Raw genomic sequence first — 15,554 nt, forward strand, 5'->3', positions numbered from 1 at the left:
GCAAAATTCTGAATTATAACCTTATGGCATACTCAATATGCCAAATATGTATTATATTAATAACTATTTTTATTATAAGATAATACATAACAAAAGGACAGTACCACCGCGAGGTCCTGTTATCTTTACAAGGAGGAAATACAATGGAAAAGTATACGAAGATCGGCTCTTTACAAGTTGCCACTGAACTCTATAACTTTATTAATTCCGATGTTATTCCAGGTACAGACGTTACAAGTGATCAATTCTGGAATGGATTCGGTGAAATTGTGAAAGATCTCTCTCCTAAAAATAAAAGACTACTTTCAATTCGTGAAGAACTTCAACAAAAAATCAACGAATGGCATCAAGCAAATCCTAAGTACAGTTTCGAGGAGTACAAAACGTTTTTAACAAAATTAAATTATATTGAGAAGCAAACGGATGAATTTACGATAACCACTACAAATGTAGACGATGAAATAGCTGTTCAGGCTGGACCGCAACTAGTTGTCCCAGTAAACAATGGACGTTACGCAATTAACGCTGCGAACGCAAGATGGGGAAGCCTTTATGACGCATTATATGGGACAGACGCCATTAGCGACGAAAACGGAGCAGACAAAGCCGGAAATTATAATCCAGTTCGTGGACAAAAAGTAATTGCATATGCAAAACGTTTTCTTGATTCAGCAGTCCCATTAAAAGAACGAAGCTATTCCGATATAAAGCGTTTTTCGATAGAGCAAGGGATGCTCAAAGTGCACTTTTCGGACAATAATGAAAGCGTTTTATTAAATAGGGATCAATTCGTGGGGTATCAAGGTAATGAAAATAATCCCGATGCCATTCTATTGAAAAACAATGATATCCACCTTGAAATTCAAATAGATCCCACTAATCCAATTGGTCAGACTGATCCGGCAGGCATTAAAGATGTATACGTAGAATCTGCCATTACAACGATTATGGATTTTGAAGATTCAGTTGCTGCAGTAGATGCCGAAGATAAAGTACTTGTATATCGGAACTTTCTCGGCCTAATCAAAGGCGACATTGTTGCATCCTTTACAAAAGGAAAAAAGACGATATCACGAACACTGAATCCCGATCGTGAATATATCTCCCCAGATGGTAAAGAATTCTCACTTCGTGGCCGCTCACTCATGTTTGCCCGTAATGTTGGTCACTTAATGACAACAAATGCCGTACTCGATCAATCAAACAGCGAAGTTCCAGAGGGTATCCTGGATACAGTCATTACAGGACTTATCGCAAAGCACGACATTCTCAAGAATGGCAACTATCAAAATTCATCCAAAGGTTCAATTTATATCGTAAAACCTAAAATGCATGGTTCAGAAGAAGTAGCTTTTGCCAATGAATTATTTAATCGAACAGAAGATCTACTTGCATTAAAGCGAAACACAATGAAAATAGGCGTAATGGATGAAGAACGTCGCACAACCCTTAACCTTCAAAACTGTATTCGAAAGGTGAAGGAACGTGTTGTCTTTATTAATACTGGTTTCCTAGACCGTACAGGGGATGAAATTCATACTTCGATGGAAGCAGGTCCCGTTATCCGTAAAAATGAAATGAAGAACGCCACTTGGTTACAAAGCTATGAGAAATCAAATGTGCAACAGGGATTAAAAACAGGCTTTTCCGGTGTAGGACAAATCGGGAAAGGCATGTGGGCGATGCCAGACTTGATGGCAGACATGTTAGCGCAGAAAGGTAGTCAATTACAAGCAGGAGCGAATACGGCTTGGGTACCTTCACCAACTGCAGCTACCCTTCATGCCCTTCACTACCATGAAGCCAATGTTCCTAATATCCAGAGTGAATTAGCAAAGACCACATCAAACTATCAAGATGACATTCTTCAAGTACCAATAGAAGATAAGAACTGGAGTAAAGAAGAAATTCAAGAAGAGCTTGATAATAATGCTCAGGGCATTCTTGGGTACGTGGTTCGCTGGGTCGAGCATGGTGTAGGTTGTTCAAAAGTTCCGGACATTCGAAACATTGAACTTATGGAAGATCGCGCAACCCTCCGTATCTCAAGTCAACATATGGCGAATTGGCTACATCATGGCATTTGTACAGAAGAACAGGTATTAGAAACAATGAAACGAATGGCCAAAGTTGTAGACGAACAAAATGCAAGTGACCCCGAATATCGTGCCATGGCTGCAAATTATAAAGATTCTGTTGCATTTCAAGCGGCTTGCGACCTAGTTTTTAAGGGATTGGAACAGCCAAGCGGATATACAGAACCTATTTTGCATAAACGTCGACAAGAAGCAAAAGCAAAGTTATATGCCAATAAGTAACTTATCTTGCAAAAGTGGCCTTCGGCTACTTTTGCACTCTTTTACGAAAAAATTAACTGAAAAATACAAAAACTCGTTTCAACTTGTCTGATATGTGACTTCTGAAAGGTGGTTATTATTTTGGAATTTAAGCGTATTTCTTCTCAAAAAATATCTGAGAAAGTTGAAGAACAAATAGTAAAACTAATTAAAGAAGGTAGCTACAAAGAGGGTGATAAGCTCCCCTCTGTGCGAGAGCTTTGTGATTCCCTTGATGTAGGTCGTTCAGCTGTACGTGATGCGCTGACAACGCTAAAGGGGAGAGGATTAGTAGAAACAAGACAGGGTGAAGGAACGTTTGTGACAGGGTTCAATCCCAAGCGTTATTTTCAACATATGTTGATGCCCCATCAGAAGGAATTGGAATCTCTCTTTCAAGTTAGAGAAATTTTAGAAACGAGCATTGTCAAACTGGCTGCAGTAAATCGAAAAGAACAGGATCTGATAGCCATGAGAAAAACGCTCAACCACATGAGTGAATGTCAATATGATGACAGCGGCTATCATGATTGTCAATTTCATATGGCAATCGCTAAGGCTTCAGGAAATAGCATTTTACAAGAATTACTTGAATCGATCTCATCCACAATGGCTAAATCAATGGCAGATTTCCATAGTTTAATTGCTTCAAAACCTGAACTGATTCATGACATCCATCATCAGCACGAATTAATCATGGATATGATCGTTTGTGAAGATGCTTCAGGTGCAAACGAAGCCATGTTACTTCACCTATCCTATGTAAAAAAACATATGAGAAAAGGATTTTCGATTCGCTCTGAATTTATTGAAACAATTTGAAGGGAGGGAAGGATTTGGACGAACTGCTGATTGAAGGGCCATTGACCGAATTGGCAAACCGATTTGGCAATATTACGCCTCATATACGATATCCAGAGACGGAAGACGAAGTTGCAATGATTTTACAAGAAGCAAATAAAAACGGAAAGAAGCTCGCTATTGTAAGTGGTGGAACTAAACTGGGATACGGAGGGATAAAGCCTAATTACGACTTTACTCTTTCTCTAAAGAAATTAACCGGTATTGTTGAACATACAGCAGGAGATATGACAGTAACAGTAAAACCTGGTACTACCATGCAGAACCTTCAACAATTTTTGAAGCAACACAATCAGATGGTCCCATTAGACCCAGCTCACTCATCAGCTTCCACTATTGGTGGGGTCGTTAGTGCTAATGAAAGTGGACCTAAACGCTTGAAATACGGGGCTGCACGTGATCACGTCATTGGAATGCGTATTGTTTATCCTGATGGCAAAATCATTCGTACAGGTGGAAAAGTTGTGAAAAACGTAGCTGGCTACGATATGAACAAATTGTTTATTGGCGCGATGGGAACTCTCGGAGTCATTACAGAAATCACATTAAAGTTACGTCCACTTCCAAAACACTCAAGTACCGTCACGTTAAGTGTGCAAGAGGATGCACTTAATGATTTAAAATCATTCATTATACGAATTCAGGACTCTACGATTGAACCTGTTTCTCTTGAACTTATTAACCCTACGCTATCCAAGAGTTTATTTCATAAAGATGAGTATCACTTAATAATCGCACTTGAAGATGTTAAAAAAGCTGTCCTTTTTCAAGAAGATTGGATTGATGAAAACAAACCAACGGAAGCCATGATGAACGTATTAGAACAGCCAGAAGACTTCTGGACAAGATTTAATGAGCTAACACCAAACAGTCAAAACGATTTTCATGATACGACTTCTGGTGTTATGAAAGTCGGAACAGCCAATATGGGAGTATTCCCACTACTTCAGGAATGCGATCGATTGAATCTTGAAGGTAACGTGCAGATTCTTGCACACGCAGGAGTTGGACATGGTCTCAGTACAATTATCGTCTCAGGGCAGCCTGAAAATGTCGTTCAATGGATTAGATACATCCAGGCATTTTCTGAGGAATATGGTGGGTACGGAATAGTAAAACACCTTCCTTTCGAACTTCGGGAACAGTTGGAAGTCTGGGGACAACAAAAAGGTTCTTTCTCTTTAATGAGAGGAATAAAACAGAAGATTGATCCCAAAAATACGCTGAATGAACAGCGTTTTATAGGAGGGATATAGTATGAGTTTAAGAGAAAAAGAACTAATGAAGAACGCACCCCCTTGTTCATCTAACAGTTTAAGTAATTACCTGTGGGAGGACCATCCTGATGAGGAAAAGTGGGCAGACTGTGTACATTGTGGTATGTGCCTTGAATCATGTCCAACATATTTAGAGACAGGGCAGGAACAACATTCACCACGAGGACGCGTTCATCTTATTAAATCTGTCGCTGAAGGAAAGCTTGAAGTAAATGAACAATTTATGGATCCCGTATTTCAGTGCCTGGATTGTCGTGCCTGTACAACTGCATGCCCTGCAGATGTTGATGTCGGTGGGTTGATTGAAGAAGCACGTGGTCAGGTAAGACAGGCAATGCCATTAAAAGGAGTAAAGCGAGCCGTCAGTAGCTTCTTCTTAAAAGGGATATTCCCTCATCAAAGTCGTCTCCAAGCAGCTGGCGGGTTATTAAAATTCTATCAAAAGAGCGGGATTCAAAAAGCGGTTCGATCCACTGGAGTCCTTCGTATTATGCCTGATCATCTTGTAGAAATGGAAGCAGTTATGCCGGAGATTCATCAATCAACGCATCAAAAGTATAAAAATGTTGATATTATCCCTGCGAAAGGAAATTCGAAAGCACAAGTTGCAATGTTGAAGGGATGTATCATGGACGTGATGTTTAGTGATATTAACCAATCAACCATCAACGTACTTACGCATAACGGAAATGATGTTGTTCTTCCTAAAAATCAGACGTGTTGCGGTGCTTTGCACATCCACGCAGGTGACCGAGAAACCGGAAAGAAACTTGCCAAACAAAACATTGAAGCATTTCAAGATGCAGAAAAAGTCGTGGTTAACGCAGCAGGATGTGGATGTGCATTGAAGGAGTATCCGGAGCTTTTCCGACATGATCCAGAATGGAAAGCAAAAGCAGAAGTTTTTTCTGAGAAGGTGGAGGATATTTCAAAATATCTCTATGATACAGGATATGAGAAACCGCAAAGTGCAATCAACAAACGGATTACCTACCACGATGCTTGTCACCTTGCACATGGTCAGGGCGTTCGTCATGAACCAAGGCAGCTATTAAAAGATATTCCGGGTGTTGATTATGTTGAACAACCAAATGCAGATACCTGTTGCGGCAGTGCCGGAATCTATAATATTACAAATCCCGAAATGGCTTCCGCTGTTCTAGAACGTAAAATGGAGAATGTACCCAGCGACGTTGAGATGATTTCTATGGGGAATCCAGGATGTATGCTTCAAATGGCAATGGGGGTTCAGAAATACGGACGTGGCGGAAAAGTAGTACACACCGTTCAGTTACTTGATTGGGCCTATCAAGAAGATGAAAGGAAAGGAGTGAAAGATGGTGTTATTGTCGAGAAGAAAGAAAGCAACAATAGACCCTGACATTCTTGCTCTCTCGAAAATTGTAGGAACCAAATCCATTCTACATCATAAAGAAGATCTATTATCCTACGATTGTGATGGATTTACGATTCATAAAGCGATGCCTAAAGCTGTGATTTTCCCTAAAAACACAGAGGAAGTATCAGCTGCTGTCAAATATTGTGCTAGTCATAACATCCCTTTTCTCGCTCGCGGTGCTGGAACGGGATTAAGTGGAGGAGCGATTCCCCTAAATAATGAAGTTATCATCAGCCTTGTGAAAATGAAGAATCTTTTAAGTGTCGATTATGAAAACAGAAAAGCAGTGGTTCAGCCTGGATTTGTGAACTTAAAACTAACAAACTCCATTTCTCATAAAGGGTATTACTATGCACCAGATCCTTCTAGTCAATACGTTTGTACAATTGGAGGAAATGTAGCTGAGAATGCTGGTGGGGCGCACTGTCTGAAATACGGAGTGACTACGAATCATATTCTCGGTCTTGAGGTTGTGCTTCCAGATGGAGAAGTGATTGAAATCAGCCCTAACGGTGTCCTTGATACTCCCGGATACGATATTCTTGGAATCCTAACAGGGTCAGAAGGCACGTTAGGGATTGTCACAAAAATCACCGTCCGAATTCTCAAAAACCCGGAATCAAAGAAAACTGTTCTGGCTTATTTTGATCGAGTGGAAGATGGAAGCCATGCTGTTTCTGACATTATTTCAGCAGGTATTATACCTGCTGCGCTCGAAATGATGGACCAAACCGCGATCGAAGGGGTAGAAGCAGGGGCTTTTCCCGTTGGACACCCCCCTGATATTGAAGCTCTCTTATTAATAGAAGTAGATGGGATCACTGAAGGGATTGCTGAACAAATTGAACAAATCTTGACTGTTTGTGAGAACCATCATGTACGTGACGTCAAAGTAGCACGTGATGAAGAGGAGCGCGGCCGCTGGTGGGCAAATCGAAAGACAGGATTTGGAGCGATGGGAGCCATTTCACCAGATTACCTTGTTCAAGACGGTGTTATTCCAAGAAGTAAACTTCCTGAAGTCCTTAAAGAAATAAGGAATATAAGCAAGGAGTACAACCTTCGAATAGCTAATATTTTCCATGCAGGCGATGGCAATTTGCATCCGCTTATCCTGTTTGATTCTAGAATTGAAGGAGAAACAGAGAAAGCATTACTGGCGGGTACTGCATGCCTGAAAGCCTGTGCAGATGCAGGAGGATCCATTACAGGTGAGCATGGGGTTGGAATAGAGAAAAAAGAAGAAATGCGATTTATTTTTAGTGATGAAGAACTTGAAGCTCAAACCTCCATCAGAGACGTATTTAATCCCCATAACTTATTGAACCAAGGAAAGCTTTTCCCAACTCCAAGCAGATGTATGGATATTAAAAAGGTGGTCAATGAAACTTCACTTACAAAATCAACATAAAGGAGCTATTAATATGAAATTTGGTAGATTTCATTACAAGAATAAGATTCAATTTGGTGTAATCGAAAAGGATAATATCACGGTAATTGAAGGAAACCCACTTGCGAATTGGTCCTATACAAGGGAGAAAATCTCATTAGATGACATTGAGCTACTTGCTCCAATCGCACCAAAGAACATTATAGGAATCGGGGCGAACTACGTCGATAATAAACAATCACTCCCTAATCAAATCCCTGAAATGCCAGTGTTTTTCTTCAAGCCAGCAACCTCGGTGATTGGACCTAGTGAACCGGTTATCATTCCAAATCAACTGCACGAAATAAAATTTGAGTCTGAACTTGCGGTAATAATTGGCAAAGAAACGAAGAATATCGACAAAGAAAACGCACTTGACTACGTTTTTGGCTACACTGTCGGAAACGATGTAACAGCACCTCAATTTTTCCATGAAAATGGTCACTGGACGCTTGGAAAATCTTTCGACACATTTACGCCGCTTGGACCCATCATTGAAACAGAATTAGACCCTTATGACATTCACGTAACAGCGAAGGTAAACGGGGAAGTGAAACAAAACAGTCCTACAGAGTGGATGATTGTTCCGATAAAAGAAATGATTGCTTATCTTTCAACGGTTATGACATTACATCCTGGTGACGTAATCCTTACAGGAAGTCCTACAGGAGCGCATTTTGTAAAAAACGAAGATACCGTTGAATGTTTTATCGAAAAAATCGGTTCTCTAACGAATACGTTCAAGCATGCCGGTTCACGTGTTCACGTCTCCCAGAAATAATCCTGGGAGTTCCCCTGAGCGTGCTAAAACTAGCTTAAGATTTTACTGTCTTCAAACAGATTACATACAACTATACGAGAATAGACAGCATCGATGAAAGAAAGGAGAATAGGTTTCATTACCAACAAATATAACTATTGGAGGATGAGCAATGAGTACAGGATTATTAGCAATTCTTTCGTTACTCCCGATTGCTGCAGTAGGAATTTTCCTTGTAGGGTTACGATGGCCAGCAAGTAAAGCGATGCCAGTATCATACATCGTCGCGGTTGTACTAGCTCTATTCGTATGGAAAGTTCCGGGCGCTACTGTTGCCGCCGCATCGGTAAATGGGTTAGTTGTTGCCGCTACGTTGTTATATATCATCTTCGGAGCCATTCTACTCTTGAATACACTACAAGAAAGTGGTGGAATAAAAACGATTCGAGAGGGCTTTATTGGTATTTCACCTGACCGTCGCATTCAAGTCATCATCATCGCATGGTTATTTGGCTCATTTATTGAAGGATCTGCTGGTTTTGGCACCCCGGCAGCAGTCGCTGTGCCGCTTCTTGTCGGTCTCGGATTTCCTGCTATGGCTGCCGTTATTGCAGGTATGGTAATCCAAAGCACACCTGTTTCTTTTGGTGCAGTTGGAACGCCAATTCTTGTCGGTGTTCAATCTGGTCTTACTGCTGACGCTAGCATCACGAACGATTTCCTTGCTCTTGTAACAATGGTTGGAGGGCGGGTCGCCATTCTTCATGCTATTGTAGGTACACTTATCCCTTTATTTGTTGTAGCACTTATGACTCGTTTCTTTGGTAAAAACAAATCATTTCGGGAAGGGATTAAAGTCTGGAAATTTGCTTTGTTTGCTGCTTTCGCTATGACGATTCCATACGTTATAGTCGCAAATGTCTTAGGTCCAGAATTCCCATCAATGATAGGGGGGCTAGTTGGACTTGCTATCGTAGTTACAGCTGCAAAAAAAGGATTTCTCATGCCACCTGCAAATGAACAATGGGATTTTGATGATAAAGAAAACTGGGATCCTTCCTGGTCAGGAAGTATTGAAATTAAAGATATTGCTCATAAAAGTGGACATATGTCGATGGTCCGCGCGTGGACACCATACGTTCTAGTTGGTTTACTTCTTGTAGCAACTAGATTGAAAGCGCTACCATTAATCGATTGGTTTCAAGCCTGGACGGTTTCAATACCTAATATTTTCGGTACTCAGATTTCGTCGAGCTTTCAACCCCTTTACTTACCAGGCACGATTTTTATACTTGTTTCACTAATTACTTTTGTCATTCATCAAATGAATACGACTGCTTATGTTCGAGCATGGAAACACTCTGGTAAAACGATGATCGCTGCTTCAACTGCACTCGTCTTTACTGTTCCTATGGTTCAAGTATTCTTAAATTCCGGTGGTGGAGGGGCAGGATTTGATAAAATGCCGCTAGAACTCGCTAACGGTGTTGCAGCTCTAACAGGAGATTTTTGGCCTCTTTTTGCTTCATTCATCGGCGGTATTGGCGCATTTATTGCCGGTAGCAATACAGTCAGTAACATGATGTTTTCCTTATTCCAATATGATGTAGGAGCTCAAATTGGTGTAGATGCAACGTGGATTGTCGCTCTACAAGCTGTAGGAGGCGCAGCAGGGAACATGATCTGCGTTCATAACGTAGTTGCTGCCTCTGCAGTTGTAGGTCTAGTTGGTAAAGAAGGAGACGTTATTCGAAAAACGCTTATCCCATTTGTTTATTATGCAACGATGGCTGGTGCACTTGGTTATTCAATTGTGTGGACTTCTGAAAAGGGAATATTTAATCTTGGAACTATACTCACCACCCTTATTGGAGCTGCAGCGATTTATATCATTGCAACGAATCGCTCTAAAAGTACCGCTATTAGCGTTGATAATAACCCTTATAAATCCATTAAATAATCAGAAGCACCTGCCACTTTACATGGCAGGTGCTTCTGTATACTATGAAGCTTTTGATTCAATCAATGATTCTTTTTCAGGTTTTCTTAAAGATGAAGCATGAAAAACGAGATTTAACAGAATAGCCATTACACTTCCAGCGACGATCCCATTGTCAGTAAGAATTTGAATGCTAGCTGGTAGCTGTTCGAACACGGAAGGAGCAGCTGTAACACCAAGACCAATGCCAATTGAACAGGCTATGATAAATAAGTTTTCTTGTGAGTTAAAATCAACTCGCGTTAGCATTTTTATGCCATATGCCATCACCATTCCAAACATGACAAGCATTGCTGCTCCAAGAACCGGTGCAGGTATAATCGTTGTAACGGCTCCAATTTTTGGAACAAGGCCAAGAACAACTAACATACCACCAACGAGGTAAATGACCTGTTTTTTCTTAATACCTGAGAGCTGGATCAAACCCACATTTTGAGAGTATGTAGTATAAGGGAAAGCATTAAACAATGCCCCTAGAACAATTGCAACACCTTCAGCACGGTATCCCTTTTTCACATCTTCCTCTGAAATCTCCTGTTCACAAATGTCACTTAAAGCAAAGTAAACACCTGTAGATTCTACGAGGCTTACGAGAACAACAAGAATCATTGTTAATATAGCTGTAAGTTCGAAGGTTGGCACACCAAAATGAAGAGGTTCAATAAGGTGAAACCAGGAAGCATCTTTAACAGGAGCTAGATCAACCAAACCCATGAAACTGGCTACAATCGTACCTACTACAAGACCGATTAATATGGCGATAGATCTAACAAATCCATTTGATAGCCTTGTTAACACAATAATGAAGAGTAGCGTCCCTAGTGCAAGCGATATATTTTGCAAAGAACCATAGTCTCGAGCGCCTTCTCCACCTGCCATATTTCCCATCGCAACAGGAATAAGAGTTATCCCGATAACGGTAACGACTGATCCGGTTACAACTGGGGGGAAGAATGCAATTAATTTACTAAACACAGGGGAAATCAGGATAACAAATATTCCCGCTGCTAAAATAGCTCCATAAATAGCTGTTATCCCGTATTGTCCACCAATTGCAATCATTGGTCCGACTGCAGTAAACGTACAACCAAGAACCACCGGTAATCCAATACCAAAGAAACGGTTCTTCCAAACTTGTAAAATAGTAGCGATTCCACACATAAAGATATCAATTGAAACAAGATAAGTTAGGTCACTTCCACTTAGCCCAAGTGCACCTCCAACAATTAGAGGAACAACAACAGCACCCGCATACATGGCGAGAACATGTTGAATACCTAGAGAAGTGTATTTAAATAGATTCATACATAATCTCCTCTTCAGTAAACGTTACCTTGCCAGCTTCTAATTCGGATATCATTGCTAGTGACTCAACTCGATAACCCTTTTCTCGTAATCGTTTTCCGCCATCCTGAAATGCTTTTTCTATTAGAATTCCAATCCCTGCTGTAGTTGCTCCAGCTTTAGTAACAACTTCCAATAATCCTTCAGCAGCTTGTCCATTCGCTAAAAAATCGTCAATAAGGAGTACATGATCCTGCTCAGATAGAAATTTACTAGAAATAGAGATTGTGTTGGACTCTTGTTTTGTATAAGAATAGACATCCGCAGTTAGTAAATCTTCGTTAAGAGTAAGCGACTTTTTCTTTCGAGCAAAAATCAAAGGGACATTTAGTGTTAAAGCAGTGAATACTGCGGGGGCTATCCCTGAAGATTCCAATGTTACAACTTTTGTCACCCCTAAATTAGCAAATCGGTTTGCAAACACTTCTCCAATTTCTTTCATTAATTGAGGGTCTACCTGATGATTTAGAAAAGTATCCACCTTTAAAACGCTATCAGATAGTGCAATACCCTCCTGTTTAATTTTCTTTTTTAAATTTTCCATGTTGAATCCTCCTTCCATACAAAAACCCGAAGAACATCTTACCCACTAAAGAGTGAGCAAAATATCCTTCGGGCCTGCAGAAAGATGCTTTTCTGGCACAGAAGTTTGCTCACTCATAGTCGGATCATTTACGGTGAACCGGTAGAAACTTGCAAGCCATATTCTTGCGGTTATATGAGTGATGATGTTCATAAGGTTATGAATGGTATTATAAACCAACACCAAAATCGTTGTAAAGAAAAACTTAACAATACTAGATCGATAATGCATTTATGTTCGTGTTTTATACAGTTAATCTAAGTTAACTGCTAATTATTACTTTTTCATCCATCAGAAGGCCGGATTCATTGAATCCGGCCCTTGTTAGGTTTATTTTAACCCTTCGTTATGTCAGAAAGAAGTTTGTAAGACTTCTTCCTTTTCTCGTGATCATAGATTGATGAAATAACCATCATTTCATCCGCTTGAGTCTCATCAAGGAACTCCTGCATTTTCTTTTCAACGGTTTCCGGTCCACCTACAATGGAAGTAGCGAGCTGTTGATGTAGAGCTGCTAATTCATATTCACTAGCATTCAATTTCTCAACTGGCGGCTGCATTGGTGCTTCGTGATTGCGAATTAAGTTAAGGAACTGCTGCTGAAGCGTTGTAGCTAGAAAGTTAGCCTCTTCATCAGTATCTGCCACAATTACATTCACGCCTACCATTGCGTAAGGCTCATCCAATACTTTTGAAGGCTTAAAATGACTTCGATAAGTTTCTAAAGCACTAATTGTATTTTTTGGTGAGAAATGACTAGCGAATGAATAAGGGAGACCTAGTTCTCCAGCAAGCTGAGCACTATATAAACTTGATCCAAGAAGCCAAATTGGAATATCTAATCCTTCACCAGGAACGGCTCTAACTGGAGAAGTACCCTGACTTAATGTAGGGTCGAAGTAAGATCGTAGTTCACCGAGTAGATCTGGGAAGTCTTGCCCCATTGATCCTTGTCCTCGTCTTAAAGCGAATGCAGTTCGCTGGTCAGTACCTGGGGCACGACCGAGACCTAGATCAATTCTGCCTGGGAAGAGTGATTCTAGTGTTCCAAATTGTTCCGCAATAACAAGTGGTGAATGATTCGGAAGCATAACGCCACCTGAACCGACGCGAAGAGTGGACGTTCCTGCAGCCACGTGTCCAATGACGACTGACGTAGCTGAACTTGCGATAAAGGGCATATTGTGATGTTCTGCAAGCCAAAAACGATTGTAGCCTAATTTTTCTACGTGCTGAGCTAAATCTCGTGATCTGTGAAGAGCATCCGAAATCGCACCAATTTCTTTAACAGGCGCTAAATCTAGAACAGAATATGAAATATCATTTAATTGTTTTTTCGTTTGGTTAGACATACGTTCATCTTCTTTCTATTTAATAGATTTCTTACTTCTATAAAAACCCAATCCCAATTCTATCAGGGGCGTCTTGTAATAGAAAATAATCCGCTCATCAACACGTATGTCAAAATAGTTATCTGTACATACTAATTACTAGAATCGATTATTAGGAGGGAAGAGGATGGAAGAGTCTCGTTATCGAATCATGTTTACCTATCGGATGAGAAGCGTTGGATTCCTCTGTTTACATTGTTTTGATACGATTGAAAAACAAATCGTTACTGTACCTGTTTATAGTGGTTATAATGGAGTGGAGATCCATCACGATTCCATGCAGCGGTTTCCAAAAGAATTACTTGAAACGCTTCGTAATGAAAAAGAGAAGATTGATGATGGATTCTATTCCATACGAACCTGGGACGTTGAAAATCTTGGATAAAAACAAATGAGCCGATGTTGCATGCACTGCAACATCGGCTTTTGTTTATTTTTAATGCTTCCAGTTAAAACACCATAATTGCAATCCATCCAAGTGCGCCAGAAGCAACCGCATAAAACAACATTGGCCCCATCGTCATCCGAATAATCGTTCCTTCTTTTCCGACCATTCCGACAACTGAAGCAGCTGCCACAACGTTTAAAACACAAATCATATTCCCTGCATTAGCACCTAATACTTGAAGTGAAAGAACCAGTTGTTCATTCATTTGAAGCTGATCCGCTACGCTAAATTGAAAGAGTGAGAACATCATATTGCTAAATGTCGCACTTCCTGAAATAAATGAGCCGAGTGCACCAATGAACGGGGCAACAAGTGGCCAGGCATCGCCAACTGCGTTTGCAACAAGTGTCGCAAGCTCCATTGGCATGCTCAGGAGATTAGAACCATTAATACCAGAATTGATAAAAATCCGAACCATAGGAACCGCTGTTCCAAGCGCAACGACTGTCCCAACCATTGTTTTTATGGAATCCATCATTGTATTTTTCACAGCTGTTCGTGTCATTTTATGGAGAAAGATGGTAACGACGATAACAACGATGAAAATAGTTCCAGGTAAGTACAAAGGTTCAAAAGAAGTACTGATCTCCGTTCCGAGAATGTCTTGCCAGCCTATCTTAACGGACCGGAGCCATCCTTTTATCGGAAGGAAATCCAACCTCGTAAGCACCAATAAAATCGCAACGAGCAAATAAGGAATCCAGGCTACACCTAATGAAAGAGAATGGTGAGGCTTCAAGTTCGTTTGGTTTACATGGTTGAAATCCCAGGGCTCATCAGGAAGAAGAAAGCCTCTTTTGGCAGCTGGAATCACGATGGAAAGGCCAACAAGCCCACCAATAATAGAAGGGAATTCAGGTCCTAGTAAAGTAGCTACGATAAAAGCAGGTACGGTAAAGCTAAATCCAGCAAATAAGGCGAACTTCCATATAGAGAGCCCCTCTTTCCAAGAATGATTTTCACCGAAAAAGCGCGTTAACATCATCACTAAGATTAAAGGAATTAACGTGCCGACAAAAAGATCAATCATGACAGCACTTTGAGTAATGGCCTGAAGGTACTCTCCCATTGACTGACTACCAATAGAAGTTGCTACTTGATCTGCAATGGCTGGTCCCTGTCTAAGCCCCTGATCTACACCAACGATAATAGGTGTTCCTACCGCTCCGAATGATACAGGACTACTATCTGCAATAAGCGCCATCGTAACGGCGGAAAGGGGAGGGAATCCAAGAGCAACTAGAAGCGGAGCACCAATTGCAGCTGGGGTACCAAACCCTGCTGCTCCTTCAATAAATGCACCAAACAACCAGGCAATAATAATGAGTTGAACCCGACGATCCATCGATATGCCCATAAATCCCGCTCGAATCGCATCAATCGCACCACTGTTTCGTAACGTATTTAAAAGCAGAATCGCTCCAAATACAATCCAGATAATCGATAGAGCAATGATCAGCCCTTCCATAGAAGCTGCCACAATTTGTATAACTGGTATTTTCCAAATAAAAAAAGCTACGATTGCAGTAAGTAGTAAACTTCCTGGCATAGCTGTAGTAGCCGGAAGGCGTAGTAGGACAAGCAAGATAAATACCGCAAGAATCGGCGTTAATGCCGCAAAAAGTTGGAGTCCATTCATTTTTCTCACCTTTTCTATGAGGTTAATGTGATCTCTTTCACATATAGCTTATCTAAAATCACCTAAACATTAAGTGACAAACCTCACA

12 protein-coding genes and 1 riboswitch are annotated in these 15,554 nt (G+C 40.7%); of the genes, 8 read left to right on the top strand and 4 right to left on the bottom strand.

The features are described from left to right. Positions 1-143: 143 nt before the first annotated feature. The 7 genes from LCL91_RS04645 (at position 144) to LCL91_RS04675 (ending at position 10,022) form a co-directional block, all read left to right on the top strand. The gene (locus tag LCL91_RS04645) at positions 144-2,318 is read left to right on the top strand and encodes a malate synthase G (RefSeq protein ID WP_224880383.1); all 2,175 of its coding nucleotides are present in this window, start codon (positions 144-146) and stop codon (positions 2,316-2,318) included. Between the two features lie 120 nt (positions 2,319-2,438). Then, entirely contained in the window at positions 2,439-3,158 is a 720-nt protein-coding gene (locus LCL91_RS04650; protein ID WP_224880386.1) for a FadR/GntR family transcriptional regulator, read from the top strand. 14 nt (positions 3,159-3,172) lie between these two features. Then, positions 3,173-4,453 carry an FAD-binding oxidoreductase gene (locus LCL91_RS04655; protein ID WP_224880388.1) on the top strand — a complete coding sequence of 427 codons (1,281 nt, stop codon included), beginning with the start codon at positions 3,173-3,175 and terminating at the stop codon, positions 4,451-4,453. A gap of 1 nt (position 4,454) precedes the next feature. After that, positions 4,455-5,855, top strand: coding sequence for a (Fe-S)-binding protein (locus tag LCL91_RS04660; RefSeq protein ID WP_224880390.1), 1,401 nt, complete (start codon positions 4,455-4,457; stop codon positions 5,853-5,855). Then, positions 5,812-7,284 (top strand): FAD-binding oxidoreductase, encoded by a 1,473-nt coding sequence (locus LCL91_RS04665; protein WP_425589655.1) that lies wholly within the window; start codon positions 5,812-5,814, stop codon positions 7,282-7,284. Before LCL91_RS04660 ends, LCL91_RS04665 begins: the two co-directional genes overlap by 44 nt. Positions 7,285-7,297: 13 nt before the next feature. Then, positions 7,298-8,083, top strand: a complete 786-nt coding sequence (locus LCL91_RS04670) for a fumarylacetoacetate hydrolase family protein (RefSeq protein ID WP_224880392.1) — start codon at positions 7,298-7,300, stop codon at positions 8,081-8,083. 151 nt (positions 8,084-8,234) lie between these two features. After that, a complete protein-coding gene (locus LCL91_RS04675; RefSeq protein WP_224880394.1) occupies positions 8,235-10,022 on the top strand; it encodes an L-lactate permease in 1,788 nt (595 codons plus the stop codon). Positions 10,023-10,064: 42 nt separating this feature from the next. Here the strand turns inward: LCL91_RS04675 and LCL91_RS04680 are convergent, their stop codons facing one another. The 3 genes from LCL91_RS04680 to LCL91_RS04690 form a co-directional block, all read right to left on the bottom strand. Beyond that, entirely contained in the window at positions 10,065-11,366 is a 1,302-nt protein-coding gene (locus LCL91_RS04680; protein ID WP_224880397.1) for a nucleobase:cation symporter-2 family protein, read from the bottom strand. Then, positions 11,353-11,949, bottom strand: a complete 597-nt coding sequence (locus LCL91_RS04685) for a xanthine phosphoribosyltransferase (protein ID WP_224880401.1) — start codon at positions 11,947-11,949, stop codon at positions 11,353-11,355. The genes LCL91_RS04680 and LCL91_RS04685 overlap by 14 nt, the downstream gene beginning before the upstream one ends. Positions 11,950-12,045: 96 nt before the next feature. Continuing rightward, positions 12,046-12,147: riboswitch (purine riboswitch) on the bottom strand. Positions 12,148-12,323: 176 nt separating this feature from the next. Next, positions 12,324-13,340 (bottom strand): LLM class flavin-dependent oxidoreductase, encoded by a 1,017-nt coding sequence (locus LCL91_RS04690; RefSeq protein WP_224880403.1) that lies wholly within the window; start codon positions 13,338-13,340, stop codon positions 12,324-12,326. A gap of 166 nt (positions 13,341-13,506) precedes the next feature. Here LCL91_RS04690 and LCL91_RS04695 point away from each other — a divergent pair, with 166 nt between their 5' ends. Continuing rightward, positions 13,507-13,764 carry a hypothetical protein gene (locus LCL91_RS04695; protein WP_224880405.1) on the top strand — a complete coding sequence of 86 codons (258 nt, stop codon included), beginning with the start codon at positions 13,507-13,509 and terminating at the stop codon, positions 13,762-13,764. Positions 13,765-13,828: 64 nt separating this feature from the next. On the opposite strand, the gene LCL91_RS04700 is transcribed toward LCL91_RS04695, so the two are convergent. Next, a complete protein-coding gene (locus LCL91_RS04700) occupies positions 13,829-15,466 on the bottom strand; it encodes an L-lactate permease (protein WP_224880407.1) in 1,638 nt (545 codons plus the stop codon). Positions 15,467-15,554 lie beyond the last annotated feature (88 nt).

The sequence above is a fragment of the Guptibacillus hwajinpoensis genome, assembly GCF_020171785.1.
GTDB lineage: Bacteria > Bacillota > Bacilli > Bacillales > Guptibacillaceae > Guptibacillus > Guptibacillus sedimenti.